Annotated in this window: 22 protein-coding genes; 9 read left to right on the top strand and 13 right to left on the bottom strand. The window is 64.8% G+C overall.

The genetic code is table 11. The annotated features are described in order from the left end of the window. Positions 1-2 precede the first annotated feature (2 nt). The 4 genes from ACYPYD_RS16045 to ACYPYD_RS16030 form a co-directional block, all read right to left on the bottom strand. Positions 3-1,058, bottom strand: coding sequence for a DNA polymerase III subunit delta (locus ACYPYD_RS16045; RefSeq protein WP_459664159.1), 1,056 nt, complete (start codon positions 1,056-1,058; stop codon positions 3-5). Positions 1,059-1,064: 6 nt separating this feature from the next. After that, a complete protein-coding gene (gene lptE, locus ACYPYD_RS16040; RefSeq protein ID WP_036525729.1) occupies positions 1,065-1,565 on the bottom strand; it encodes an LPS assembly lipoprotein LptE in 501 nt (166 codons plus the stop codon). Further along, on the bottom strand, positions 1,562-4,081 hold the full coding sequence (gene leuS / locus ACYPYD_RS16035) for a leucine--tRNA ligase (protein ID WP_459664157.1): 2,520 nt from the start codon (positions 4,079-4,081) through the stop codon (positions 1,562-1,564). Before leuS ends, lptE begins: the two co-directional genes overlap by 4 nt. A 70-nt stretch (positions 4,082-4,151) precedes the next feature. Next, positions 4,152-4,619 carry a DUF3576 domain-containing protein gene (locus tag ACYPYD_RS16030; protein WP_008831529.1) on the bottom strand — a complete coding sequence of 156 codons (468 nt, stop codon included), beginning with the start codon at positions 4,617-4,619 and terminating at the stop codon, positions 4,152-4,154. 269 nt (positions 4,620-4,888) lie between these two features. Here ACYPYD_RS16030 and ACYPYD_RS16025 point away from each other — a divergent pair, with 269 nt between their 5' ends. Then, positions 4,889-5,647: a hypothetical protein gene (locus ACYPYD_RS16025; protein ID WP_036525727.1), complete on the top strand. Its 759-nt coding sequence runs from the start codon at positions 4,889-4,891 to the stop codon at positions 5,645-5,647. A gap of 129 nt (positions 5,648-5,776) precedes the next feature. Next, positions 5,777-6,499: an acetoacetyl-CoA reductase gene (gene phbB / locus ACYPYD_RS16020; protein WP_008831527.1), complete on the top strand. Its 723-nt coding sequence runs from the start codon at positions 5,777-5,779 to the stop codon at positions 6,497-6,499. 396 nt (positions 6,500-6,895) lie between these two features. Here the strand turns inward: phbB and ACYPYD_RS16015 are convergent, their stop codons facing one another. Next, positions 6,896-8,017 carry an NADH:flavin oxidoreductase gene (locus ACYPYD_RS16015; RefSeq protein WP_459664154.1) on the bottom strand — a complete coding sequence of 374 codons (1,122 nt, stop codon included), beginning with the start codon at positions 8,015-8,017 and terminating at the stop codon, positions 6,896-6,898. A gap of 104 nt (positions 8,018-8,121) precedes the next feature. On the opposite strand from ACYPYD_RS16015, the gene ACYPYD_RS16010 reads away from it, so the two are divergent. After that, a complete protein-coding gene (locus ACYPYD_RS16010) occupies positions 8,122-8,487 on the top strand; it encodes a winged helix-turn-helix transcriptional regulator (RefSeq protein WP_459664152.1) in 366 nt (121 codons plus the stop codon). Between the two features lie 5 nt (positions 8,488-8,492). Here the strand turns inward: ACYPYD_RS16010 and ACYPYD_RS16005 are convergent, their stop codons facing one another. The 4 genes from ACYPYD_RS16005 to ACYPYD_RS15990 all read right to left on the bottom strand — a co-directional run bounded on the left by ACYPYD_RS16005 (position 8,493) and on the right by ACYPYD_RS15990 (position 11,610). Further along, complete coding sequence (locus tag ACYPYD_RS16005; protein ID WP_459664150.1) at positions 8,493-9,047, bottom strand: PAS domain-containing protein; 555 nt, start codon at positions 9,045-9,047, stop codon at positions 8,493-8,495. Between the two features lie 183 nt (positions 9,048-9,230). After that, positions 9,231-9,749, bottom strand: a complete 519-nt coding sequence (rpsI, locus tag ACYPYD_RS16000) for a 30S ribosomal protein S9 (RefSeq protein WP_459664148.1) — start codon at positions 9,747-9,749, stop codon at positions 9,231-9,233. Then, entirely contained in the window at positions 9,749-10,228 is a 480-nt protein-coding gene (gene rplM, locus ACYPYD_RS15995) for a 50S ribosomal protein L13 (protein ID WP_008831262.1), read from the bottom strand. The genes rpsI and rplM overlap by 1 nt, the downstream gene beginning before the upstream one ends. Before the next feature lie 311 nt (positions 10,229-10,539). Further along, the gene (locus ACYPYD_RS15990; RefSeq protein ID WP_459664146.1) at positions 10,540-11,610 is read right to left on the bottom strand and encodes a COX15/CtaA family protein; all 1,071 of its coding nucleotides are present in this window, start codon (positions 11,608-11,610) and stop codon (positions 10,540-10,542) included. A gap of 153 nt (positions 11,611-11,763) precedes the next feature. On the opposite strand from ACYPYD_RS15990, the gene ACYPYD_RS15985 reads away from it, so the two are divergent. From ACYPYD_RS15985 to ACYPYD_RS15970, 4 genes are all read left to right on the top strand, one after another. Further along, positions 11,764-12,135: a MerC domain-containing protein gene (locus ACYPYD_RS15985; protein ID WP_008831264.1), complete on the top strand. Its 372-nt coding sequence runs from the start codon at positions 11,764-11,766 to the stop codon at positions 12,133-12,135. A gap of 16 nt (positions 12,136-12,151) precedes the next feature. Then, a complete protein-coding gene (gene thiS / locus ACYPYD_RS15980) occupies positions 12,152-12,364 on the top strand; it encodes a sulfur carrier protein ThiS (RefSeq protein ID WP_008831265.1) in 213 nt (70 codons plus the stop codon). Positions 12,365-12,421: 57 nt separating this feature from the next. Next, positions 12,422-13,204 (top strand): bifunctional sulfur carrier protein/thiazole synthase protein, encoded by a 783-nt coding sequence (locus ACYPYD_RS15975; protein ID WP_036525722.1) that lies wholly within the window; start codon positions 12,422-12,424, stop codon positions 13,202-13,204. A gap of 158 nt (positions 13,205-13,362) precedes the next feature. Further along, a complete protein-coding gene (locus ACYPYD_RS15970; protein WP_211150712.1) occupies positions 13,363-13,890 on the top strand; it encodes a hypothetical protein in 528 nt (175 codons plus the stop codon). Here the strand turns inward: ACYPYD_RS15970 and ACYPYD_RS15965 are convergent. The 4 genes from ACYPYD_RS15965 to ACYPYD_RS15950 form a co-directional block, all read right to left on the bottom strand. Then, the gene (locus ACYPYD_RS15965) at positions 13,887-14,993 is read right to left on the bottom strand and encodes a zinc-binding metallopeptidase family protein (RefSeq protein WP_036525720.1); all 1,107 of its coding nucleotides are present in this window, start codon (positions 14,991-14,993) and stop codon (positions 13,887-13,889) included. The two genes, ACYPYD_RS15970 and ACYPYD_RS15965, sit on opposite strands and share 4 nt — an antisense overlap. Before the next feature lie 59 nt (positions 14,994-15,052). Next, complete coding sequence (locus tag ACYPYD_RS15960; protein WP_036525718.1) at positions 15,053-16,870, bottom strand: AMP-dependent synthetase/ligase; 1,818 nt, start codon at positions 16,868-16,870, stop codon at positions 15,053-15,055. A 74-nt stretch (positions 16,871-16,944) separates the two neighbouring features. Continuing rightward, on the bottom strand, positions 16,945-18,678 hold the full coding sequence (gene ggt / locus ACYPYD_RS15955; RefSeq protein ID WP_459664144.1) for a gamma-glutamyltransferase: 1,734 nt from the start codon (positions 18,676-18,678) through the stop codon (positions 16,945-16,947). A gap of 11 nt (positions 18,679-18,689) precedes the next feature. Next, positions 18,690-19,748, bottom strand: coding sequence for a quinone-dependent dihydroorotate dehydrogenase (locus tag ACYPYD_RS15950; protein WP_459664142.1), 1,059 nt, complete (start codon positions 19,746-19,748; stop codon positions 18,690-18,692). Positions 19,749-20,195: 447 nt separating this feature from the next. Between ACYPYD_RS15950 and ACYPYD_RS15945 the strand changes: the two genes are divergently transcribed. Next, entirely contained in the window at positions 20,196-20,636 is a 441-nt protein-coding gene (locus ACYPYD_RS15945) for an SUF system Fe-S cluster assembly regulator (RefSeq protein WP_008829384.1), read from the top strand. A gap of 1 nt (position 20,637) precedes the next feature. Further along, positions 20,638-22,131 carry a Fe-S cluster assembly protein SufB gene (gene sufB, locus ACYPYD_RS15940; protein WP_459664139.1) on the top strand — a complete coding sequence of 498 codons (1,494 nt, stop codon included), beginning with the start codon at positions 20,638-20,640 and terminating at the stop codon, positions 22,129-22,131. Positions 22,132-22,167: the final 36 nt, after the last annotated feature.

The following is a 22,167-nucleotide window of genomic DNA, read 5'->3' as shown; positions in this document are numbered from 1 at the left end:
AGTCAGGACGTGGTAATTGTCGGTCGTTTCGAATTAGGACGCGCTGACCTTGCAATTGTCAAAAGACCGTCGGCCAATAAAAGCTCGGCATTCTGACTGTTAGCTAGCAGCATCTGGTGCAGCGCTACCAATCGAGCGACGAGCCGCTCAAGCCGATACCCGCGCCAGAGTTGCAACTGGGCAGTCAGCGCCGGCTGGTCCTTCCAGAATATCCGCCTCGCGCCGGCCTCGGCCTTGAGGAACCCTCCAACGTCGCGGCTGTCGCCCAGCCGTGCATTCAGACCGGCGAGCTGTGCCGTTCGGCGCTCGAAGGCGAGCAGAAGGCCGACCGGGTTCATGCCCTGATCGCGCATCCGCTTGAGTTCGGGACCGATGGCATCGCGCCTGCCGCCCAGCACGGCATCCACGAGCGGCGAAAAATCGTCATCTTCGGTCGATGCGCCGATCGCGTCGAGGTCTCCGGAGGCGACCGGGCGGGGCGTCTCGGGCGAAGCATCAAGGTAGAGCGCCAGCTTGGTGACTTCCGAGCGCGCCAGTCGCGTATCGAGCCCAGCACCTCGCGCAATGCGCTCGGCGATCTCGCTGCCCAGTTTGAGCCCTGCAGCATTCGCCATCGTCCTCACCGACGCGGTTACGGAAGCGAGGTCAGGCGGATAGAACATCGCCACGAGGCCATCCGGCCGGGCAGCCAGCAACTTGGCGGTGCGCGACTTGTCGGTGGCACCGGTGGCAACGATCAGGACCGGGCAACCCTCCACGTCGTTCTCCAGCAGGGTCTGGACGGCATCATGCGCCTCATCGCCCTGCGCGCGCACCCAGATATGGCGCGCACCGCCGAACAGCGAAGTGGAACGGGCCTCGTCGCCAAGACGGACCGGATCGCGGCGCAGTTCTGCACCCGACATTTCGATACACTCGCCAATGTCGGGGAGAAACGAGAGAATCTTCGCCGCCGCATCCGAGGCTCCCGATTCGTCGGGGCCGCAGAAGAAGAAGACACGGGCATCACGGGCAGCACGCTGGGCGAGGCCCGCGAATTCCTTCTGAGTGGCCTTCACGGCCTGTTACTGGGCGGTTTCACCGCGCAGACGCAGCGCGATGTTGGTGACGATGCGCGTGGCGATGTCCTTGGACATGTTCTCCAACGCGGTCTGTTCGGCCGCAATGGTCGCGTAGTCAGAGGAGACGACGTCGATCCCCGCGTCGGAGCCTGCGGTCTGGTCAAGGACCACTTCACCGCTACCCACGTCCACCAACTGGTAGCGCGCGCGCAGGGTGCGGCGTTCGCGACCCACGGTATCGTCCGACAGTAGCGCGAAGCTCTCCAGCTTGTCGTCGAGACGCACATCGAGCCGGTATTTTGGCGCGACGCCCTTGGCGCCCGATACGCCAAGCTCGTCGACCAGCGCATTGCGCACCAGCCAGCCGGCCTTGCCCTGGATCGAGGACACTTCGACAGCGGCAAGGCCCTGCGCGACGGCGGCATTGCCGCCGCCCGCATACATCGGCTGCAGCCCGCACCCGGCGAGCAGCACGGCTCCAGTGAGGGCAATTAAAGCCTTCACGCGACGAGATTTACCAGTCGGTCGGGCACCACGATCACCTTGCGAATTTCCGCACCATCGAGTGCACGCTGCACCTTCTCGCTGGCGAGGGCAAGCGCCTCGAGGTCTTCCTTCGACGTGCCCTTGGCGACGGTGAGGGTATCGCGCAGCTTGCCCTTGACCTGCACCGCCACGGTTACCTCGTCATCCACCAGCAGCGCCGGATCGACTTCGGGCCATGCGGCGTCGGCGATCAGGCCCTCGCCTATCGAAGACCACGCCTCTTCGGCAAGGTGCGGCATCATCGGCGACACCAGCAGCAGCAGCGTGCGGATCGCGGCGGAACGGCTGGCGGAGGGCTGGGCCTTCTCCACCGCGCCGGTCAGTTCGTAGATGCGCGCCACGGTCTTGTTGAAGCCGAGCGATTCGATGTCACGCGCCGCCGCGTCCACGGTCTGGTGAACCTTGCGGTCGATGGCCTTGTCCTCGCCGGTCGCCGCCGCGTCATACTGCGCGAACAGGCGCCACAGGCGCTGGACGAAGCGGCCACAGCCTTCGATGCCCGCTTCGGACCAGGGCAGGTCGCGCTCGGGCGGGCTGTCGGACAGCATGAACCAGCGGATCGCGTCGGCGCCGTAGGTCGCGACGATCTCGTCGGGATCGACGACGTTCTTCTTCGACTTCGACATCTTGATGACGCGGCCGACCTCGATCGGGGCGCCATCGGCCTTGAGCGTCGCGCCTTCGGAGGTGCGGTCCACTTCACTGGGGGCAAAGTAGATCGGCTGGCCGTTGGCTTCGTTCACGCGGCTATACGTCTCGTGCGTGACCATGCCCTGCGTGAACAGGCTGCCGAACGGTTCCTTGACCTCGATCTTGCCGATGCGGGCCAGCGCGCGGGTCCAGAAGCGGGCGTAGAGCAAGTGCAGGATCGCATGCTCGATGCCGCCGATGTACTGTTCCACCGGAAGCCACTCGGCAATTTTTGCCGGGTCGAACGGGCGGTCGTCAGGCTGGCTGGCGAAGCGCAGGAAGTACCACGAGGAATCGACGAAAGTGTCGAGCGTGTCGGTCTCGCGGCGGGCCGGGTGGCCGCACTGCGGGCAGTCGACGTGCTTCCAGGTCGGGTGGCGCACCAGCGGGTTGCCCGGCGTCTGGAAATCGACGTCCTCGGGCAGCACGACGGGCAGGTGCTTCTTGGGCACCGGCACCACGCCGCAAACCTCGCAATGGATGAACGGGATCGGCGTGCCCCAGTAGCGCTGGCGCGAAACGCCCCAGTCGCGCAGGCGCCAAACCGTCTTGCCCTCACCCCAGCCTTCGGCTTCGGCGCGGGCGATGACGGCGGCCTTGGCCTCCGCAACGCTCAGGCCATCGAGGAAGTCGGAGTTCACCAGAACGCCGTCGCCGGCCTCGGACTCGCCGTCGAAAGGCTTGTCGGCCTCCTCCGCGCTCGCCGCGACGACGCGCGCGATCGGAAGCTGGTACTTGGTCGCGAACTCGAAGTCGCGCTGGTCGTGGCCGGGGACGGCCATGACCGCACCGGTGCCGTAGTCCATCAGCACGAAGTTAGCGATGTAGACCGGCAGCGGCGCGCCCGTGAACGGGTGCCTCGCGGTGATGCCGGTATCGAAGCCCAGCTTCTCGGCCGTTTCAAGCTCTGCGGCGGTGGTGCCGCCCTGCTTGCACAGCGCGATGAAGTCCTGAACTTCGGGTCGCCCTTCGGCCGCGCCTTGCGCGATCGGGTGATCGGCGGCAACGGCGACGAAGCTGGCGCCGAAGATCGTGTCCGGGCGGGTCGAGTAGACCTCCACCCTTCCACCGGTCGAAAGGTCGAAGCTGAACTGCAGGCCCTGCGACTTGCCGATCCAGTTCTCCTGCATCGTGCGGACCTTTTCGGGCCATTTGTCGAGCGTGGAGAGGCCGTCCAGCAGTTCGTCGGCGAAGTCGGTGATCTTGAGGAACCACTGGGAGAGCTTGCGCTTCTCGACCAGTGCGCCCGAGCGCCAGCCGCGCCCGTCGATCACCTGTTCGTTCGCCAGCACGGTCTGGTCGACCGGATCCCAGTTCACCGCGGATTCCTTGCGGTAGACCAGGCCGTGTTCGTACAGATCGAGGAACAGCGCCTGTTCCTGGCCGTAATATTCCGGCTCGCAGGTCGCGATCTCTCGGCTCCAGTCGAGCGCGAAGCCGAGGCGCTTGAGTTGCGCCTTCATGTTGGCGATGTTCTCGCGGGTCCAGCCGCCGGGGTGGACGCCCTTTTCCATCGCCGCGTTCTCGGCGGGCATGCCGAAGGCGTCCCAGCCCATCGGGTGCAGGACCTCGAAGCCCTTCATCCGCTTGTAGCGCGCCAGCACGTCGCCCATCGTGTAGTTGCGGACGTGGCCGATATGGATGCGGCCCGAAGGATACGGGAACATCTCCAGCACGTAGCTGCGCGGCTTCGCGGAAGTGTCGTCGGCGCGGAAGCTCTGCGCTTCGTCCCACGCAGCCTGCCAGCGCGTGTCCGCCTGTGCGGGATCGAACCGCTCGGTCATCTTTGTCTAAACTCCTGCGGGACCGGCCCGCCAAATGAACGGGGCGGCCGCAAGGACCGCCCGATAATTCTTAACCGCCGATCGAATCGCGGCGCAGGTCGCGGGCGCGGGTGAGGATGATGTCCTCGAGCTTCTGCACCGTCGCGGCCTGGACCGGCGCGGCGACCCAGCCACCGCCCTGCGCCACTTCGCGCACGGCGGTGACACGCAGCGCATCGGCGCGCAGGTCCTGGTCGAGGATCGCGATCGACACCTTCACGCGCTCGGTCGGAGTCTTGGGATTGACGTACCAATCGGTGATGATCACGCCGCCGGCGCTGTCCGACTGGAGCAGCGGCATGAACGACACTGAATCGAGGCTGGCGCGCCACAGGTAGCTGTTCACGCCGATGGTGGTGACCTGCGAAGGCGCGAGCTTGGCCTGCTCCTTCTTCCTGCCACCGCCGCAACCGGCCAGTGCCAGCGCCGCCGCGGCGCAAATGCCCACGGTCGTCAGCGTGCGCACGGTGAAGAGGCCGTTGTCGGTGCTGGCTTTCATGTTCGTTCCCAAATCCGGTGTCAGAGGCTGCAGACGCGGCGCACGCCGAGCCTGTCGTCAAAACGCCTCTATAACCGCCAGTGGGCCAGCGGCAAGAGCGCCTTTCCGATGCCAAGTCCCAAGCAGGGCAAGGATGAGCGCGTCCTGAACGGAAGGCGCTGCGTCTTTACCCCCGCGCTCAGGACGTGTTAATCTGCAAGCGTCATCATTTGCAGACCCCGTCACGGCGAGTCTGCCACGGGGCAAAGAGAAGCAGACAGGGGCGTTTGATGAGTACCGAGGGTGAAGGCGCTACCCGGGGAGGCATGAAGGGAAGCCTGCTGCTGGCGGGTTGTGTCACCCTGCTGGCCCTGCCCAGCGCGGTGCTCGCCTTCTCCACCGACTTCAAGGGCGACACCGCGTCCAATTCGGGACAGATCGATCCGCTGGCGCCCGAGACGACGCAGGAGAACCTGTCGCAGGCCATCGCAATGCGTTCGCTGGCTAAAGGCGATCTTTTTCCATTTACGCCGGCGGGCACGCCCAACCGCCCGGATCGTGCAGTGACCGTCGCCGTCCGCGTCGATCCCGAGGCGGCGCAGGCAATCATCGTCCATGGCCGGTCACCGCTTGCGCAGATCAGCCAGGATCCCGCGCGACTGCGTATCGCGCCCACCGCTTTCAATCTCGGCGTGTCGCGCGGATACCAGAACTTCGCGCAGAACCTCGTCCCGCAGGCGCCCAGCCGGCCAATGGCGGAACTGCCGGACCTCAAGAAGTTCAGCCTTTCACCGGGAACGGCAAAGCAGGACGAGCCGCGCTTCAGCCCGAGGATATCTCTCGACGAGAAGAAGGCGTCAGGTCGGGCCCCGCGCACATTCGCAATCGATGGCAGCGAAGTCGATCTCGGCGGCGCCTATCGGGTCACCGAAAATCTCGATGTGACGGCCGGGGTGCGTTATTCGCAGGATCGTGAACGCCTCGTCCCCCTTACCGACCGGAAACAGGATAGTCAGGCGGTCTATGTCGGAACGCAGTTCAAGTTCTGATACAAGCAATATTGATTGCAAAATCCGCAATCAAGAATGCTGCATTTAGGTCAATGGTCGGCCTTGCCGCCGTCATAATCCTTCCATAGCCTTGTCGTCGGTGGATGCTCACAACGAAAGGCTAAACATATGGCGCGCGTTGCAATTGTAACCGGCGGGACCCGGGGTATCGGCGAAGCTGTGTCGCTCGCACTGAAAGAACGCGGTCACACCGTCGTCGCGAATTACGCCGGCAACGAAGAAAAGGCGGCCGCTTTCACCGAGCGCACCGGTATCCCTTCCTACAAGTGGGACGTGGGTGATTTCGAGGCGACGCAGGACAGCTGCGCGCGCATCGCGTCCGAAATCGGTCCGATCGACATCGTGATCAACAACGCAGGGATCACCCGCGACGGCGTGCTCCACAAGATGAGCTTCGATGACTGGAACGACGTCATGCGCGTCAACCTCGGCGGCTGCTTCAACACCGCCAAGGCGACCTTCTCGGGCATGCGCGAGCGTGGCTGGGGCCGCATCGTCAACATCGGTTCGATCAACGGACAGGCCGGCCAGTACGGCCAAGTGAACTATGCCGCTGCCAAGAGCGGTATCCACGGGTTCACCAAGGCGCTGGCGCAGGAAGGTGCCAAGTACGGCGTGACCGTCAATGCGATCGCGCCGGGCTATATCGACACCGACATGGTCGCCGCCGTGCCGCCGCCGGTGCTGGAGAAGATCGTCGCCAAGATCCCCGTCGGCCGCCTCGGCAGCGCCTATGAGATTGCGCGCGGCTGCGCCTTCCTGTGCTCGGAGAACGCCGCGTTCGTCACCGGATCGACGCTGAGCATCAACGGCGGACAGCATATGTACTGATGGTGGCAGGCAACGCGGCGGTGCAACAACAGGCGCAACTTGAACTCATCGCCCGAAAAGCGTAGAGTTAACGCCGCAAACGACACTGGCCTGTGGCCATGTGGATCAAGCCCTCGCCGCTGCAACGGCGGGGGCTTAGTCGTTTTCGGGCAGAACGCCCTGAACCGAACGTCTGGGGGACACGCTGCAACGCATCCCCCACCCGTTGCCTACTTCCGGCCCTTCACCTCCACCACCTTCAGGATGAGGGTGGCAAAGGCGAACAAGGCCCCAAGGAAGAGGCACAAGTCAGCAAACGACACTGGCTTTTCCTCCAAGGGATCGACGGCAGGAGTGCCGCCGCTGATCACCCTATAGGAAAAATCCTACATGTTCCATATTTGTTCTCATCAAGCATCAGACGAGTTCGCCCAGCGCTGCCGCGTCGAAGCCCTTCAATTCGCCCGCATTTCCATCACGCACCTTGGAGACCCAGTCGGGATCGGTGATGAGCGCGCGGCCAACGGCGATCAGGTCGAACTCATCGCGTTCCATGCGTTCCACGAGTCGATCGAGGCCAACGCTCGACGAGCCCTCGCCACCGAACGCAGCCATGAAATCGCCGGAAAGTCCCACTGACCCGACGCTGATGGTGGTGGCACCGGTGAGCTTCTTGGCCCAGCCGGCGAAGTTCAACCCGTTCTTGCCGTCGATCTCTGGGAACTCGGGCTCCCAGAAACGGCGCTGCGAACAGTGCAGGACATCTACGCCCGCTTCGACCAGCGGCTCTAGCCAGTCGGCCATGAGGTCCGGAGTCTCGGCAAGGCGCGCGGCATAGTCCTGCTGCTTCCACTGGCTCAGGCGCAGGATCAGGGGATAGCCCCGCCCCACCGCCTCGCGCACCGCCACCACGACTTCGGCCGCAAAGCGCGAACGCTCACGAATGGTCGCGCCGCCGTAGCGGTCGGTGCGCAGGTTGCTGCCCGACCAGAAGAACTGGTCGATGAGGTAGCCATGAGCACCGTGCAGTTCGACCACGTCGAAGCCAAGCCGCTTTGCATCGGCCGCAGCACGAGCGAACGCGGCCACGCTGTCGGCGATGGCTTCCTCGCTCATCGCCTCGCCGCGCGGGACGTCGGGCGCATCGTAGCCCGACGGGCTCTCGACGGGCGCATCGGGCACCCACTCGGTCATGAAGCTCTTCGTTGCGCCGGTGTGCCACAATTGCGGCCCCATGCGGCCGCCCGCACCGTGCACGGCATCGATCACCTGCTTCCATCCATCCAGCGCGGGTTCGCCATGGAAGAAGGGGATGCCCGGATCGTTGCGCGAGGCAGGACGGTCGATCACCGTACCTTCCGACAGGATCAGGCCGACGCCGCCTTCGGCCCGGCGGCGGTAGTATGCGGCCTGCGCTTCGCCGGGGATACCCTCGGCGGCGAAGGCCCGGGTCATCGGCGCCATGACGATGCGGTTGGGAAGGTCCAGCGAGCCGATGCGGAACGGCTTGAACAGAACGTCGGTGGCACTTGCGGTCATTGCGGAGGAACTCCGGTTTGCTGGGGGAGCCACTTAGGTATATATTGGATACTTGACGTCAATGAGGCACCTTGTGGTGCGCAAGTATATCCAGGGATACCTTGATGCCCGAATGCGAGCATTTCTCCGTCGATTGCCCCAGCCGCCTGCTGTTCGACCAGATCGCCGACAAGTGGTCGATGATGGTGCTGACGGTGCTCGACGCTGGACCGATGCGCTTCAACGGCATCAAGCGTCATCTGGAAGGCGTGACTCAAAAGGCGCTTACCCAGTGCCTGCGGCGGCTGGAGCGCAACGGCCTGCTGGAGCGACGGGTCATCGCCGCATCCCCCATCGGGGTGGAGTATGAGATCACTCCGCTGGGCCGCTCGTTGCAGACTCCGTTCAAGGCGCTGTACGGCTGGACGATCGCCAACATGGAAGACGTGGAGAAAGCCCGGGTGGAGTACGACCGGCGCCTTGTGACCTGACCCAGTCAATTCAGGCTGGACGAAGGGTCGAGCAGCCGTAAATGCGCCTGCGTCATCAGGCTGACCGAATCTCCGATGACCGCAAGCGCATCATCGATGGCAATGCCGCACCCCACGCTCAGGGGGCCGAGGCCGGTCAGCGCCCGTGCCAGATCCCTGTCGTACGCCTGCAAGCGCTCGACCTCCACTCGGCTCACATCGAACTGCGAGCCCAGGATATATCGTGTCTCGCCCGACTCCGCCCGCAACCGTGTCAGGTAGAGCAGGTTCACGAAGGCCGAACCGTCTCGCCGGAAATTGATGATCGGCGCCCTGGCCGACATGGTGTCGTCGTTGTGCAGGAAAGCGCGGAACTTCGCATGGGCTTGCCCATCCCGTGTATCGCCCTGCAGGAAGCGGCAGTTGCGACCGATCACGTCGTCGCTGGAATAGCCGGTCAGTTCGCTGAAACGCTCATTGACGAACAGAAGCGGATGATCCCCCTCGATAGATGCCAGAGCCAGCGCCATCGGCAGCGATGCCAGAAAGTCGCGCAGTTCCGAGGGAACCGTTGTTTCCATCTCAGGTCAACTCCAGCCGAGCAGGCTGAAACGCGTACCAGACCGATGCCGTAAAACGCAACGCCGAGTCGGGAAATTCAAAGTCTTGGCGCCTTGTCTGCGCTCGGCATCCCACATTGGGCATAACGAAAAAGGGCCGCGGTTTCCCGCGACCCCTTTTTGTAGCCGAAGCTCTGAAAGCGATTAACGCTTCGAGAACTGGAAGCTGCGGCGTGCCTTGGCGCGGCCGTACTTCTTACGCTCGACCACGCGGCTGTCGCGGGTGAGGAAGCCGGCTGCCTTGACGGCCGAGCGCAGGGCCGGCTCGTACTTGGCGAGAGCCTGGGCGATGCCGTGCTTCACAGCGCCGGCCTGGCCCGACAGACCGCCACCCTTGACGGTGGCGATGACGTCGTACTGCTCTTCGCGGCCAGCGACCTGGAAGGTCTGGTTGATCACGAGGCGCAGGGTCGGACGTGCGAAGTAGACTTCCTGGTCACGGCCGTTGACGATGATCTTGCCCGAGCCGGGCTTGATCCACACGCGGGCAACGGCGTCCTTGCGGCGGCCGGTGGCGTAAGCGCGGCCCTGCGCGTCGATCTGCTGCTCGCGCAGCGGAGCGTTCGAGACAGGAGCGGCTGCAACGGTCTCGTCACTGACGGTGACGTTGCCGGCGATGTCCGCGAGGTCGGACAGGCTCTGCACGGTTTCGTTGTCGGACATTATGCGCCCACCTTGTTCTTGCGGTTCATCGAAGCGACGTCGAGCGCTTCGGGCTGGGTGCCACCGTGCGGGTGCTCGGTGCCGGCGTAGACGTGCAGGGCGCGCATCTGGTCACGGCCGAGCGGACCACGGGGAATCATGCGCTCGACAGCCTTTTCAAGCACGCGCTCGGGGAAGCGACCGGCGAGGACCTTGTCCGCGGTGACTTCCTTGATGCCGCCGGCATAGCCGGTGTGCTTGTAGTAGGTCTGCTGCTTGAGCTTGTTGCCCGTGAAGCGCACCTTCTCCGCGTTGATGATGACGACGTGGTCGCCGCAATCAACGTGAGGGGTGAAGCTGGGCTTGTGCTTGCCGCGCAGCAGGTCGGCGATGATCACGGCCAGACGGCCTACAACCAGATTCTCGGCATCGATCAGATGCCACTTCTTCTCCACCTCGGCCGGCTTGATCGACCGGGTGACCTTCGTGAGCGCCTTCATGGCTGGTCATTCCCTATAATTCGAGCGCCAGCCACGGGAGCGAATCCCCTGATAGCGCGGAAGGCGGCCAAATCGTCGAAATGGCTGCGTAAGTCAAGCAATGCGCGGGATTGCAGAGAGGTAAAATAATACCGTGAGGTTTGTGTCCGGACGTTGCCCACCCCTGCCCCCTCCCGCGAGCGGGAGGGGAATGAGAGGTTTCCGCTTCGCCCTCCCGCTCATCCTGAGCTTGTCGAAGGAGGGAGGGCCGGGAGGCTTGGCAGCTTGCTGCCTAGCCGGACGGAGTGGGTAGCCGATGGACAGGCCGAAACCTACCCCCGACGTCCGAGCGCATGCGCGCCCCACACCGTCGCGGCGACCAGCAGTGCACCGCAAAGCTGGTGCGCCACGGCGATCCACAAGGTCACGCCGGACCACACCGTGAAGATGCCCAGCAGCACCTGCGTCCCGAACGCACAGTGCACCGCGACCGAGACCAGCCGCTCGTGCTTCGCCTTGAGCCTGCGGCCCATGACGACGAGCACCGCGACGATTGCCCAGGCCCACCAGCGGTGAATGAAGTGCGTGAGGTAGGGATCGTTGACCAGCGAGGAGAAGAACCCGCGCGCCCAATCGACGCCTTCGGGGAAGACGCTGCCCTGCATCAGCGGCCAGGCGTCCCAGCTCCACCAGCCGGCGCCGGCGACATAGCCGGCACGCAGGCCCGCCACCATCGCGCCCATGAACAGTTGCAGCGCCAGCATGCCCAGCGCCAGGGCGCCGAAGCGGGTCAGCCGCGAGCGCTGCTCTCCCCGCTCCATCGCCTTGAGGTCCAGCGCAGTCCAGACGAGGCCACCCAGCGTGAACAGCGCCACCAGCAGATGCGCGGCGAGGCGGAAGTGACTCACCCGGTCGAGGGCCTCGGCGCTGAGGCCGGAGGAGACCATCCACCAGCCGACGACGCCCTGCAGGCCGCCCAGCGCCAACAGCGCCAGCAAACGCGGCTTGTAGCCGCCGGGAATGGTGCGCTTGTACCAGAACCATGCCAGCGGAACCGCGAAGACGAGGCCGATCGTGCGCGCCAGAAGACGGTGGAACCATTCCCAGAAGTAGATGAACTTGTACTGCGCCAGCGTCATGCCTGCCGGGCCGTTGACGTCGAGATACTGCGGGATCTGCTTGTAGCGGGCGAACTCGGCCTGCCACTGGGCGTCGGTGAGCGGCGGGATTGCGCCGGTCAGCGGCTTCCACTGAGTGATGGAAAGGCCCGATTCGGTCAGCCGGGTGATCCCGCCGACCGCGACGATCAGCACCACCAGCACCGCAACACTCAGGAGCCAGCGCACCATCGGGGCGATATCGTCACTTGTCCCGATGATCGGGCGACCGTCGTTTACTCTCATGCGTCTGCTTCTTCCGTCATGCGGGCGATTCCTGCGATTTTGCGGGCATTTGCGCAAGAGGGCGTTCGACGGCACGTGTTTTCGACGAGTCCTGCGTGAAAATTTTGCGTCCGGCCCTTGCGGAATGATACAACGTTACATAGATGGCTGCCCATGCGTACTGCCCTTCTTGCGATTCGTAACCGCCTCGACCGTGCCGGAATCATCCTGAGCGGGCTGTGCGCGGTGCATTGCATCCTGGGCGTCGTGCTTGTCGGCGTGCTGGGGCTGGGCGGTGAAGCGCTTCTTTCGCCCAGTATCCACCGCATCGGACTGGCGATGGCTCTGGTCGTGGGCATCATTTCGCTCGGCTTCGGCGTGCTGCGCCACGGGCGGGTCGCGCCGCTAGCGATCGGTGCTTCGGGCCTGACGTTGATGGGCATCGCCCTCCTCGTCGATCACGGGATCGAGGAGACCGTGCTGACGATCGCAGGCGTCAGCCTCGTCGCCTTCGCGCACATTCGGAACTTGCACGGCGCCTGTTGAGCGCTATTCGGCAGCCATGGCTGCCGAAATCCTGCTTACCGTGAATGGCGAACCGCGCCGCATTGCCGCCGGTTCCAGCATCGCCGACCTTGTCGCGCAGATCGGCCTCGACCCGAAGAAGGTCGCGGTCGAGCACAATGCCGAGATCGCGCCGCGCTCGACGCTCGCCGACGTGACGCTTTCCGAAGGCGACGTGCTGGAGATCGTCCACTTCGTCGGCGGCGGCTGATCGGGCCGCCCTGCCCCCGCTTTTCCTGATTCACGCTTCCCCGAAAGGACGCGCTTCGTGACCGATTTCCCCGCTGATACTTGGACCGTTGCCGGTCGTACTTTCACCTCGCGCCTGATCGTGGGCACGGGCAAGTACAAGGACTTCGCGCAGAACGCCGCCGCCGTGGAAGCCTCGGGCGCGGAAATCGTCACCGTCGCGGTGCGCCGTGTCAACGTGTCGGACCCCAAGGCGCCGATGCTGACCGACTTCATCGACCCGAAAAAAATCACCTACCTGCCCAATACCGCAGGCTGCTTCACCGCCGACGACGCCATCCGCACCCTGCGCCTGGCGCGCGAGGCGGGCGGCTGGGATCTGGTGAAACTCGAAGTGCTGGGCGAGGCACGCACGCTTTACCCCGACATGCGCGAGACGCTGAAGGCCACCGAAATCCTCGCGAACGAAGGCTTCCTGCCTATGGTCTACTGCGTGGACGATCCGATCGCCGCCAAGCAGTTGGAAGACGCGGGCGCCGTCGCGGTGATGCCGCTGGGCGCGCCGATCGGCTCGGGCCTCGGCATCCAGAACAAGGTGACCGTGCGCCTCATCGTCGAGGGCGCGAAGGTGCCGGTGCTGGTCGATGCAGGCGTCGGCACCGCTTCGGAAGCCGCCGTGGCGATGGAACTGGGCTGCGACGGCGTGCTGATGAACACCGCGATCGCCGAGGCGAAGGAGCCTGTCCGCATGGCCCGCGCGATGAAGCTGGCGGTCGAAGCCGGGCGCCATGCCTATCTCGCCGGCCGCATGGGCCAGCGTCGCTACGCCGATCCGTCGAGCCCCCTTGCCGGCCTCATCTGAGTGCCTCCGTACCGAAACGGGACGGGCTTCCCACCTTTCCCGTTTCCGACGGCAAACTGCGCATACAAACCTTTGCATCGTAAACCGTCCAGAAAGGATGATCGTGGTTAAATCCGACTCGTGACGGGGATCTTCCCGACACATCAGGGACAATCACGATGGCCCACACAGGTACGGCTAGTCTGACGATCAACGAACTGCGCGAATTCGCCAGCTTCTCCCCCAGCGAGCAGCGCTACATCCGGCGCAGCCTCGACATCGGCCTCGGCCGCCAGGATGCCTTCAAGCTCTGGGCGCGCGACGAGGAGGAACTGGCCTCGATCCGAAATCAGTACGTCGCCTATCAGGACCTCAAGGCCCTGCGCGCGATGCGGCCGGACGACTACAGCTTCGACGACGTCGACGCCTTCATGGGCAAGCTGGTCCGGATGGCCGCATTCGATCTCGCGCAGGAACGCCTGACGAGCTTCTCCGCCTTCCGCTTCCTCTACGAGCGCCTGCTCGGCGGCTGGGCGCGGCCGTGGCTGCCGGGGGCCTTCTGCGGAGCCGCCGCGCTGCCGCAGATCCGCCCTGACCGCCGCCGCACCCTGCTCCACTCGATCAGCGAAGCCGCCGCCACCGCGCCCGGCTGGTCCGACCGCGAGCCGAGCTTCTATCCCGAGTTCATCGAGAAGGAAGCCGCTTAAGCCGGCACCGGCTCGACGACAGAGCCCCCTGCCCGTGCCTTCGCCGCCAGGTTATGGACGTAGTCCAGCTTGGCGACGATCGCGTCGGACAGATGGAAGGGGTAAAGATCCGGCTGTCCCATCGAGCGGTTGATCGCGTTCATCGCGAAGGAGAGCGGCCCCATCGCTTCAGTCAGCGCACGGGTGTCAGCCGTGTAGGGATTGAAATCCAGCTCCACTTCCAGCCCGACCTCGTCGCCCGGCAGGGGGGCCAGCGACAGGTCGAAACCGCCCGCCGTCGCCAGAACGTCGACGATGTGCAGGTAATGCGCGAAGGTCTCTGCAAAATCCTCCCACGGGTGGGAGGTCGCGTAGAAGCTGACGAAAGCGTCGGTCCACACTTTCGACCCATCGTCATTGTAGTGCGCCTGCAGCGCCTGTTGATAGTCGATTCGCTCATCACCGAATATCGTACGGAAAGCCTCCAGTTCGGCCGGATCGGTCTCGACCAGCCGCGACCAGTAGTGGTGGCCCACTTCATGCCGAAAATGGCCGAGCAGGGTGCGATAGGGCTCGCCCATCGCATGGCGCATCCGCTCACGCTCGGCATCGTCGGCCTCGATCAGGTTGAGTGTGATGACGCCGCCGTCGTGACCGGTGAAGATTCGCGGACTGCCCGCCTGCTCCGCCGCCGCATCGTAGAGGAAATCGAAGGCGAGGCCCTGTGTTCCGGGACCTTCCTCGGCCTTGGTTTCCAGCGGGAGGCCCAGCCTCATCAGCGTGTGGAACAGCCGCCGCTTCGCTGCCTCGATCCTGGCCCATCGGGACGGGACAGAGGGTTCGGACAAGTCGGGAATGGTGCGGTTGTGGCGGCAGGCGCGGCACATCGGCGTCGTGTCGTCGCTCGCCACCAGCCAGTTGCAGATGCGGTAATCGTTGTTGTTGGCGCATACGACCACTTCGGCCACCTCACCTTCGGCATCGCGCCAGACGGTCGCGCCGTCGGCCAGGAAGCGGAAGCCGTCGATTTCGGGATCGTAGCCAAGGGTGGCCTGGCAGCCGGGGCAAACCCGGACTTCGAAATGATTCAGGCGGCGGCAGTTCGGGCAGGGGAAGGCACGCATGGCGCACTCGCTGTAATTGACGTTTGCCCCGTCAACGCAGGAAGCGCGCCACCGTTTCCTTACGCGCGATAAAGCGCGTCCAACCGAGTGCCGTACCGTTCCTTGAGCTTGTGCCGCCGGATCTTGAGACTCGGCGTCATCTCCTCGTTCTCGATCGAGAACGGCTCGTCGGCGAAGGCGTATTGACGCACCTTCTCGATCACCGAGAGGTCGGCGTTGACCCGGTCGATCGCATTGCGCAGCGCGGTGCGGAACGCCGGAAGCCCCTGCAACTTGCGGAAATCGAAAGTTTCGCCGTTATCCCGTGCCCACTGCAGCGCCCAGTCGGCGTCCGGGACGATCAGGCCGACGATGTAGGGCTTGCGGTCACCGTAGACCATCGCCTGCGCGATCTCCGGCTGCAGGGTTAGCATCGATTCGACCTTCTGCGGAGAGACGTTGTCGCCCTTGTCGTTGACGATCATGTCCTTCTTGCGGTCGGTGATGGCAATGCGCCCGCGATCGTCGATATGGCCGATGTCGCCGGTATGGAGCCAGCCGTCCTTGAGCACGTTCGCCGTCGCCGCCTCGTTCTGCCAGTAACCCGACATCACGAGTTCCCCGCGCACGAGAATCTCGCCGTCCGCGGCGATCTTCACCTCGACTCCGCGCATCGGCGGGCCGACGGTATCGAACTTCACGCCGGCAGCAGGACGGTTGCAACTGATGATCGGCCCCGACTCGGTCTGGCCGTAGCCCTGCAGCAGCGTCAGCCCCATCGCGTCGAAGAATACGCCGATCTCCGGATTGAGCGGCGCCCCGCCCGAAACCAGCGCCTTCATCCGCCCACCGAAGCGGGCGCGGATCTTGGGCCGAAGGGTCCGCTCGATCACCAGGTCGAGCGGATAGTCGAGCAGCCCGCGCTTGCCGTTCAGACGGCGCATGCCCCCACCGATCGCCCAGTCCATGAGGCGATTGGCAACCGCACCCTGCTTCTCGATCTGCTTCATGATACGGGTGCGCAGCACCTCGAACAGGCGCGGCACCACGACCATCACGGTCGGGCGCACTTCCTCGATATTGGCGGCGAGCTTGTCGAGGCCTTCCGAATAATAGATCTGCCCGCCCAGCCCGATCGGCAGCCACTGGCCGCCGGTATGCTCGTAAGCGTGGCTGAGCGGCAGGAACGAAAGGAAAATCTCGCGCTTGTCCGGTCCCCGATCCCAGCCGAAGTCCTGCTCGATGATCTGCGCGGCGCCCGCCACGTTAGACAGCAGCATGCCGTGATGCTGGCGCACCCCGCGCGGCGCGCCGCCGGTGCCGCTGGTGTAGATGATGCAGGCGAGGTCCGTACGGCCGATGCCAGCGATCCGCCGATCGACCTCGGCGCGCGCCGAGGTGGCATCACCTTCGAGCAGTTCGTCCCAGATATGCGTTTCATAGGCCCCGCCCTGCATCGGCACGAGCGGCTCCAGGCCGATGACCTGGCGGCACATGTCGGTCTGCACCACGGCCGGCAGCAGCGCCTTGCCCAGCTTCGCGGTCGAGACGATCGCCGCTCGGGCGCCGGAATTCTCCAGGATGTGGATGTGATCGCGCGTCGTGTTGGTGGTGTAAGTCGGCACTGTCACGCAGCCCGCCGCCATGATCGCAAGGTCGGCAAGGCACCACTCGGGCCGGTTCTCCGAGACGATCAGCACGCGTTCGCCATCCTGCAGGCCCATCCGGCGCAGCGATGCGGCGATCAGGCACACGCGCCGCGCTGCCTCGGCCCAGCTGATCGAGCGCCACTGACCATCGTGCTTTGCCCAGAGCATCGGCGCCTCGCCCAGCGCGTCGGCGCGGGCGAGGAACAGCGACACGACGTTGGCGCTGCTGTCGAAATCGGCAATGTTCATGGCGGCCCCCGGTGTATCCTTACGAACTTGTATTGTAGGCGAACGTCTAGGTGGGCTGGCGGGTTGCCACAAGCTTACTGCGAAACGGCGACACCTTCGGTACGCGGATCGCCCGATCCCATCAGCTTGCCGTCCACCACCAGCACCCCGTTGGTCTTGAGCGGCATCTCCATCGCCCGGACCGATGTGTGGCCGAGCGCCTGTAGCGCCGGTATCATCGCCTCCAGCGGCGAGCCCTTCTCGACGTTGATCGTGTCGCTCGGCGCGAAAAGCACGGGCAGAGCCAGTGCCTTGTCCACCGGCAGCTTCCAGTCGAGCACGCCGACGAGCGCGCGGATGACTTGTACCGGGATCGTCGCCCCGCCTGCGGCGCCGACGACGAACAGCAGCTTGCCGTCGGGGCCATAGACGATGGTGGGCGCCATCGAACTGCGCGGACGCTTGCCGCCCTCGACCCGGTTGGCGACGACCGCGCCGTCCTTTTCAGGCGTGAAGCTGAAATCGGTCAGTTCGTTGTTCAGATAGAACCCGCCAACCATGATGCCCGAACCGAAGGCGCTCTCGATCGTCGATGTCCACGAGGCCACGTCCCCCTGCCTGTCGACGACGACGAAGTGCGAGGTGCCGTGCTCGACGTAATGACGACCCACAGCCAGCTTGGGCGCGGGCAGCCCGGCGCTCACGGTCGGCATCGTCCGATCGGCGGAGATCAGCGCCCCGCGCCGCTTGAGGTAAGCCGGATCGATCAGCGCCGCGACCGGCACCTTCACGAAATCGGGATCGGCAAGGAACAGGTCGCGATCGGCATAAGCCAGCCGCTCGGATTCGGCGATGAGGTGCCAGGCGACCGGCGAGTCCGGCCCGAGCTTGCCGAGGTCGAAGCCCTCCAGCTGGATCAGTGTCGCCAGCACCGTGGTCGCGCCCGAAGACGGCGGCCCCATGCTGCAGATCTTGTAGACCCGGTACTTCGCGCAGGTGCTCGGCCGCTCCTTCGCCGCGAAAGCGGCGATGTCCGCCTCGGTCATCCTGCCGTCCGCAGGGGTTTCGGCCGCGACCTTGGCGGCGATCTCCCGCGCGAGGTCCCCTTTGTAGAACCCTTCCGGCCCCTTGGCTGCGAGCATTTCCAGCGTGCTCGCCAGCGCCGGGTTGCGGATCGTCGTGCCGACGGGAAGCGGCTTGCCATCCGCGCCGTAGTAGATGCCTCGCGCCTGCGCATCATGGGCGCCGGTGTCGGGCTGCCGCGAGAGTGACTGGAAACCGCGCGGGGACAGCGTGAAGCCTTCGCGTGCAAGGTCGATCGCGGGCTGGAACAGGTCTGCCCATGGCAGGCGCCCATGCTCGGCGTGAATCTTCGCCGCGAGTGCGATGTTGCCCGGCACGCCGACGCTGCGCCCGCCGACCACGGCGGTGCGGAACGGCAAAGGCTGGCCCGAGGCGTCGAGGAAACGCGCGGGGGTCGCAGCCTTCGGCGCAGTCTCGCGCCCGTCCCACGATTCGACCTCGCCCTTCTCGTTGCCGAGCATCAGGAAACCGCCGCCGCCGATGCCCGAACTTTGCGGCTCGACCACGGTTAGCGCCAGCATCGTCGCGATCGCCGCATCGGTGGCGCTGCCGCCGCGGCGGAGAATCGAGGCCCCCGCCTCCGCCGCACGTGGATCGGCAGCGCTGACCATACCGGCGTCGAAGACGGCAGGTCCGGTTACGGCAGGGCTGCTCGCAGTGGGTTGCGAAGGGATGGTCGCCGTCGTCGCGGCACAACCAGAGAGGGCGAGCGAGGCAGTCAGCCCCAGGATCAGCTTTCCGGACATTGCAGAAAGGCTTATTCGGTTCCAACCGCCTCTGCAATCGATGCGAAGCCATCGCGGCGCATCAGTTCGAGCAAGCCCTTGTTGATGGCCTTGGCGATGCCCGGCCCTTCGTAGACCATGGCGCTGTAAAGCTGGACGAGGCTCGCCCCCGCCCGGATGCGCGCCCAGGCGTCCGCCGCATTGGCGATGCCGCCCACGCCGACCAGCGACACCGCGCCGCCGGTCGCCTTGCGGAAATCGCGCAGGCGCTGCTGCGCCAGATCACGCAGCGGCGCGCCGGAGAGGCCGCCGGTTTCTCCCTTGTGCTGCGAGGCCAGCGGCGGCCGTGAGATCGTGGTGTTGGACACGATCAGCGCGCCCAACTGCTTGTCGATGGCGATTCGCGCGATGGCGTCGATGTCGGCGGGCTCGAGATCGGGTGCGACCTTGAGGAAGACCGGAGGCCGGTGCCCTGCGCCGCAAGCCTCGTCGCGCGACTCGATCACCGCATCGAGCAGCCCGGTCAGCGCCGATTCGTCCTGCAGGGCACGCAGACCCGGCGTGTTCGGACTGGAGATATTGACCGCAAGATAGCCCGCCAGCGGCGCCATCAGCCGCGCCATGATCGCGTAATCGTTGACGCGGTCGGTCGAATCCTTGTTCGCGCCGATGTTGATGCCGACGACGCCCGGACGCCGCACACGCGCCTCCAGCCGGTAGACCGCGTCCTGCGCGCCGCCATTGTTGAAGCCCATCCGGTTGATGACCGCGCGGTCCTCGACCAGCCGGAACAGACGCGGCTGCGGGTTGCCCGCCTGCGGTAGCGGGGTGATCGAACCGACTTCCGCAAACCCGAAGCCCAGGCCGAGCAGCGCGTCCGGCACTTCGCCATCCTTGTCGAACCCGGCGGCCATGCCGACCGGGCCGGGGAAGGCGATTCCCGCCACGGTGCTGGCCAAAGCCGGATCGGTGCGCGGCGCACTGCCGGGTCCGGACAGCTTCAGGGCCTTGAGCGCAAGACCATGGGCCTTCTCGGCCTCGATTCGGAAAAGGGCGGGTCGGATGAGGGAATAGAGCACGAGCGTGCGCATAACGCCCCCGGGAGTGTTGCTCAAACGCTTCTTCTGCTGCGGTGCGAGATGAAAAAGCCCGTTAGGGGTCATCCCGAGCCATCCAGACCTGCGAACGTGTCGCGTTTATACAATAAATCGACCCATCCGGAGCATACACGAGTCCTGCGACCCGAAGGGCTCGTAGCGGGATGCGCTCGAGTTCTTTATAACTTAAGGCGGTTTCCGATTTCGATCGGGAACCGCCTTTTTTCGCGCTTCTTGACGGCAAGCTCCCATAGATCGACCGTTAAGCAAGCCTTTTTCCATGGCTTGCGTATCTTTTGCGACGAGCTATGGCGCGGCAGCGATCAACCGTGCGAACCGCTCGCAGGTGCGAAACGGCCATTGAAACCCGCCGCGCGCTGCACTAGGTGCAAATCGGAAAGAATTGATCCGATTTAAACACAGGAACCAGAAAGCCCGTTCATGCGCCTGTCGAGTATGACAGACTATGCCGTCGTCATAATGTCCGCTGCGGCGCGGCATTGCGGCACCTGTTCGCTCATCGAGCAGGCGGGCGGCAAGCGTGCGCGCATTTCCGCCGCCCAGCTGGCGGAGGAAACCGGTCTGCCTGCTCCTACCGTCCAGAAGCTGGTGAGCAAGCTCTCCGCAGCCGGACTGATGCGTTCGTCGCGCGGTGTCGGTGGGGGTCTGCGACTCGCACGGCCTCCCGCCACGATCTCGCTGGCGGACATCGTCGAGGCAGTGGAAGGGCCGATCGCCCTCACCGCCTGCATCGATCGCGCGAAAAGCGATTGCACGCTGGAATCCTGTTGCAACGTAAAAGGCCACTGGCCGCAGGTTAATGCGGCCGTGCGCGGGGCGCTCGCCCAGGTGGCGCTGACCCAGCTCGTCGAGGAAGTTTGAGATGACCGAAGAAACCCTCCCCATCGCGCCAGAACGCGATCAGGCCGCGCGCGAAGCCGCCGCCCGCGTCGCCGAGTACGAGCATGGCTGGTCCTCGGACATCGAGCAGGAATACGGTCCCAAGGGACTGTCGGAAGACACCATCCGCTTCATCTCGGCCAAGAAGGACGAGCCGGAGTGGATGCTCGACTGGCGCCTGAAGGCTTACGCAAAGTGGCTGGAAATGACGCCGCCGGACTGGGCGAAGCTCGATATTCCGCCGATCGACTACCAGGAATCTTACTATTGGGCCGCGCCCAAGAAGAAAGATGCGCTGGCCAGCCTCGACGAGGTCGATCCCGAGATCCTGCGCGTCTACGAAAAGCTGGGCATTCCGCTGGAGGAGCAGAAAGTGCTCGCCGGCGTCGAAGGCGCACGCAAGGTCGCGGTGGACGCGGTGTTCGATTCGGTCTCGGTCGCCACCACCTTCCGCAAGGAGCTGGAACAGGCGGGTGTCATCTTCCGCTCGATCTCCGAGGCGATCCGCGAATTCCCGGAACTCGTGAAGAAGTGGCTGGGCCGCGTCGTGCCCGTCCATGACAACTACTTCGCGGCGCTGAACTGCGCGGTCTTTTCGGACGGCACCTTCGTCTACATCCCCGAGGGCGTGCGCTGCCCAATGGAGCTGAGCACCTATTTCCGCATCAACGCGGAGAACACCGGCCAGTTCGAGCGCACCCTGATCGTGGCCGAAAAGGGCAGCTACGTCTCGTACCTCGAAGGCTGCACCGCCCCGATGCGCGACGAAAACCAGCTTCACGCCGCCGTGGTCGAGCTGGTCGCCATGGAGGATGCGGAGATCAAGTACTCCACCGTCCAGAACTGGTATCCGGGTGATGCCAACGGCAAGGGCGGCATCTACAACTTCGTCACCAAGCGCGGGCTTTGCCAGGGCGCGCGTTCGAAGATCAGCTGGACCCAGGTGGAAACCGGCTCTGCCGTGACGTGGAAGTACCCCAGCTGCGTCCTCAACGGCGAGGATTCGGTGGGCGAGTTCTACTCGGTGGCCGTCACCAATAACTACCAGCAGGCCGATACCGGCACCAAGATGATCCACAACGGCAAAGGCAGCCGCTCGACGATCATCTCCAAGGGCATCTCGGCAGGCAAGAGCAACAACACTTATCGCGGCCTCGTGCGCGTAGGTGCGAACGCCGACAATGTGCGCAACTTCACCCAGTGCGATTCGCTGCTGCTCGGCAAGGAGTGCGGCGCGCATACGGTGCCCTATATCGAAGTGCGCAACCCCAGCGCCCAGATCGAGCACGAGGCGACCACCAGCAAGATCAGCGACGACCAGCTGTTCTACGCCATGCAGCGCGGCCTCGACACCGAACAGGCGGTGGCACTGATCGTCAACGGCTTCGCCAAGGAAGTGCTGCAGCAGCTGCCGATGGAATTCGCGGTGGAAGCGCAGAAGCTGCTGGGCATCAGCCTTGAGGGGAGCGTGGGCTGACCCCCCTCCCCCGACATGAATAACGAAGGACCAGAA

This window comes from Novosphingobium sp. 11B (assembly GCF_054589055.1).
Note: the sequence above shows the minus strand (reverse complement) of the source record. Positions and strands in the feature narration are given on the sequence as shown.

Coding starts and splice junctions, on each gene's coding strand:
- sufB (WP_459664139.1), top strand. CDS start 20,638: ATGACCGAAGAAACCCTCCCCATCGCGCCAGAACGCGATCAGGCCGCG.
- ACYPYD_RS15970 (WP_211150712.1), top strand. CDS start 13,363: ATGGCCCACACAGGTACGGCTAGTCTGACGATCAACGAACTGCGCGAA.
- ACYPYD_RS16010 (WP_459664152.1), top strand. CDS start 8,122: ATGCCCGAATGCGAGCATTTCTCCGTCGATTGCCCCAGCCGCCTGCTG.
- phbB (WP_008831527.1), top strand. CDS start 5,777: ATGGCGCGCGTTGCAATTGTAACCGGCGGGACCCGGGGTATCGGCGAA.
- leuS (WP_459664157.1), bottom strand. CDS start 4,081: ATGACCGAGCGGTTCGATCCCGCACAGGCGGACACGCGCTGGCAGGCT.
- ACYPYD_RS16015 (WP_459664154.1), bottom strand. CDS start 8,017: ATGACCGCAAGTGCCACCGACGTTCTGTTCAAGCCGTTCCGCATCGGC.
- rplM (WP_008831262.1), bottom strand. CDS start 10,228: ATGAAGGCGCTCACGAAGGTCACCCGGTCGATCAAGCCGGCCGAGGTG.
- ACYPYD_RS16005 (WP_459664150.1), bottom strand. CDS start 9,047: ATGGAAACAACGGTTCCCTCGGAACTGCGCGACTTTCTGGCATCGCTG.
- rpsI (WP_459664148.1), bottom strand. CDS start 9,749: ATGTCCGACAACGAAACCGTGCAGAGCCTGTCCGACCTCGCGGACATC.
- ACYPYD_RS15990 (WP_459664146.1), bottom strand. CDS start 11,610: ATGAGAGTAAACGACGGTCGCCCGATCATCGGGACAAGTGACGATATC.
- ACYPYD_RS15985 (WP_008831264.1), top strand. CDS start 11,764: ATGCGTACTGCCCTTCTTGCGATTCGTAACCGCCTCGACCGTGCCGGA.
- ACYPYD_RS15945 (WP_008829384.1), top strand. CDS start 20,196: ATGCGCCTGTCGAGTATGACAGACTATGCCGTCGTCATAATGTCCGCT.
- ACYPYD_RS15950 (WP_459664142.1), bottom strand. CDS start 19,748: ATGCGCACGCTCGTGCTCTATTCCCTCATCCGACCCGCCCTTTTCCGA.
- ggt (WP_459664144.1), bottom strand. CDS start 18,678: ATGTCCGGAAAGCTGATCCTGGGGCTGACTGCCTCGCTCGCCCTCTCT.
- ACYPYD_RS16030 (WP_008831529.1), bottom strand. CDS start 4,619: ATGAAAGCCAGCACCGACAACGGCCTCTTCACCGTGCGCACGCTGACG.
- ACYPYD_RS15965 (WP_036525720.1), bottom strand. CDS start 14,993: ATGCGTGCCTTCCCCTGCCCGAACTGCCGCCGCCTGAATCATTTCGAA.
- ACYPYD_RS15960 (WP_036525718.1), bottom strand. CDS start 16,870: ATGAACATTGCCGATTTCGACAGCAGCGCCAACGTCGTGTCGCTGTTC.
- ACYPYD_RS16025 (WP_036525727.1), top strand. CDS start 4,889: ATGAGTACCGAGGGTGAAGGCGCTACCCGGGGAGGCATGAAGGGAAGC.
- thiS (WP_008831265.1), top strand. CDS start 12,152: ATGGCTGCCGAAATCCTGCTTACCGTGAATGGCGAACCGCGCCGCATT.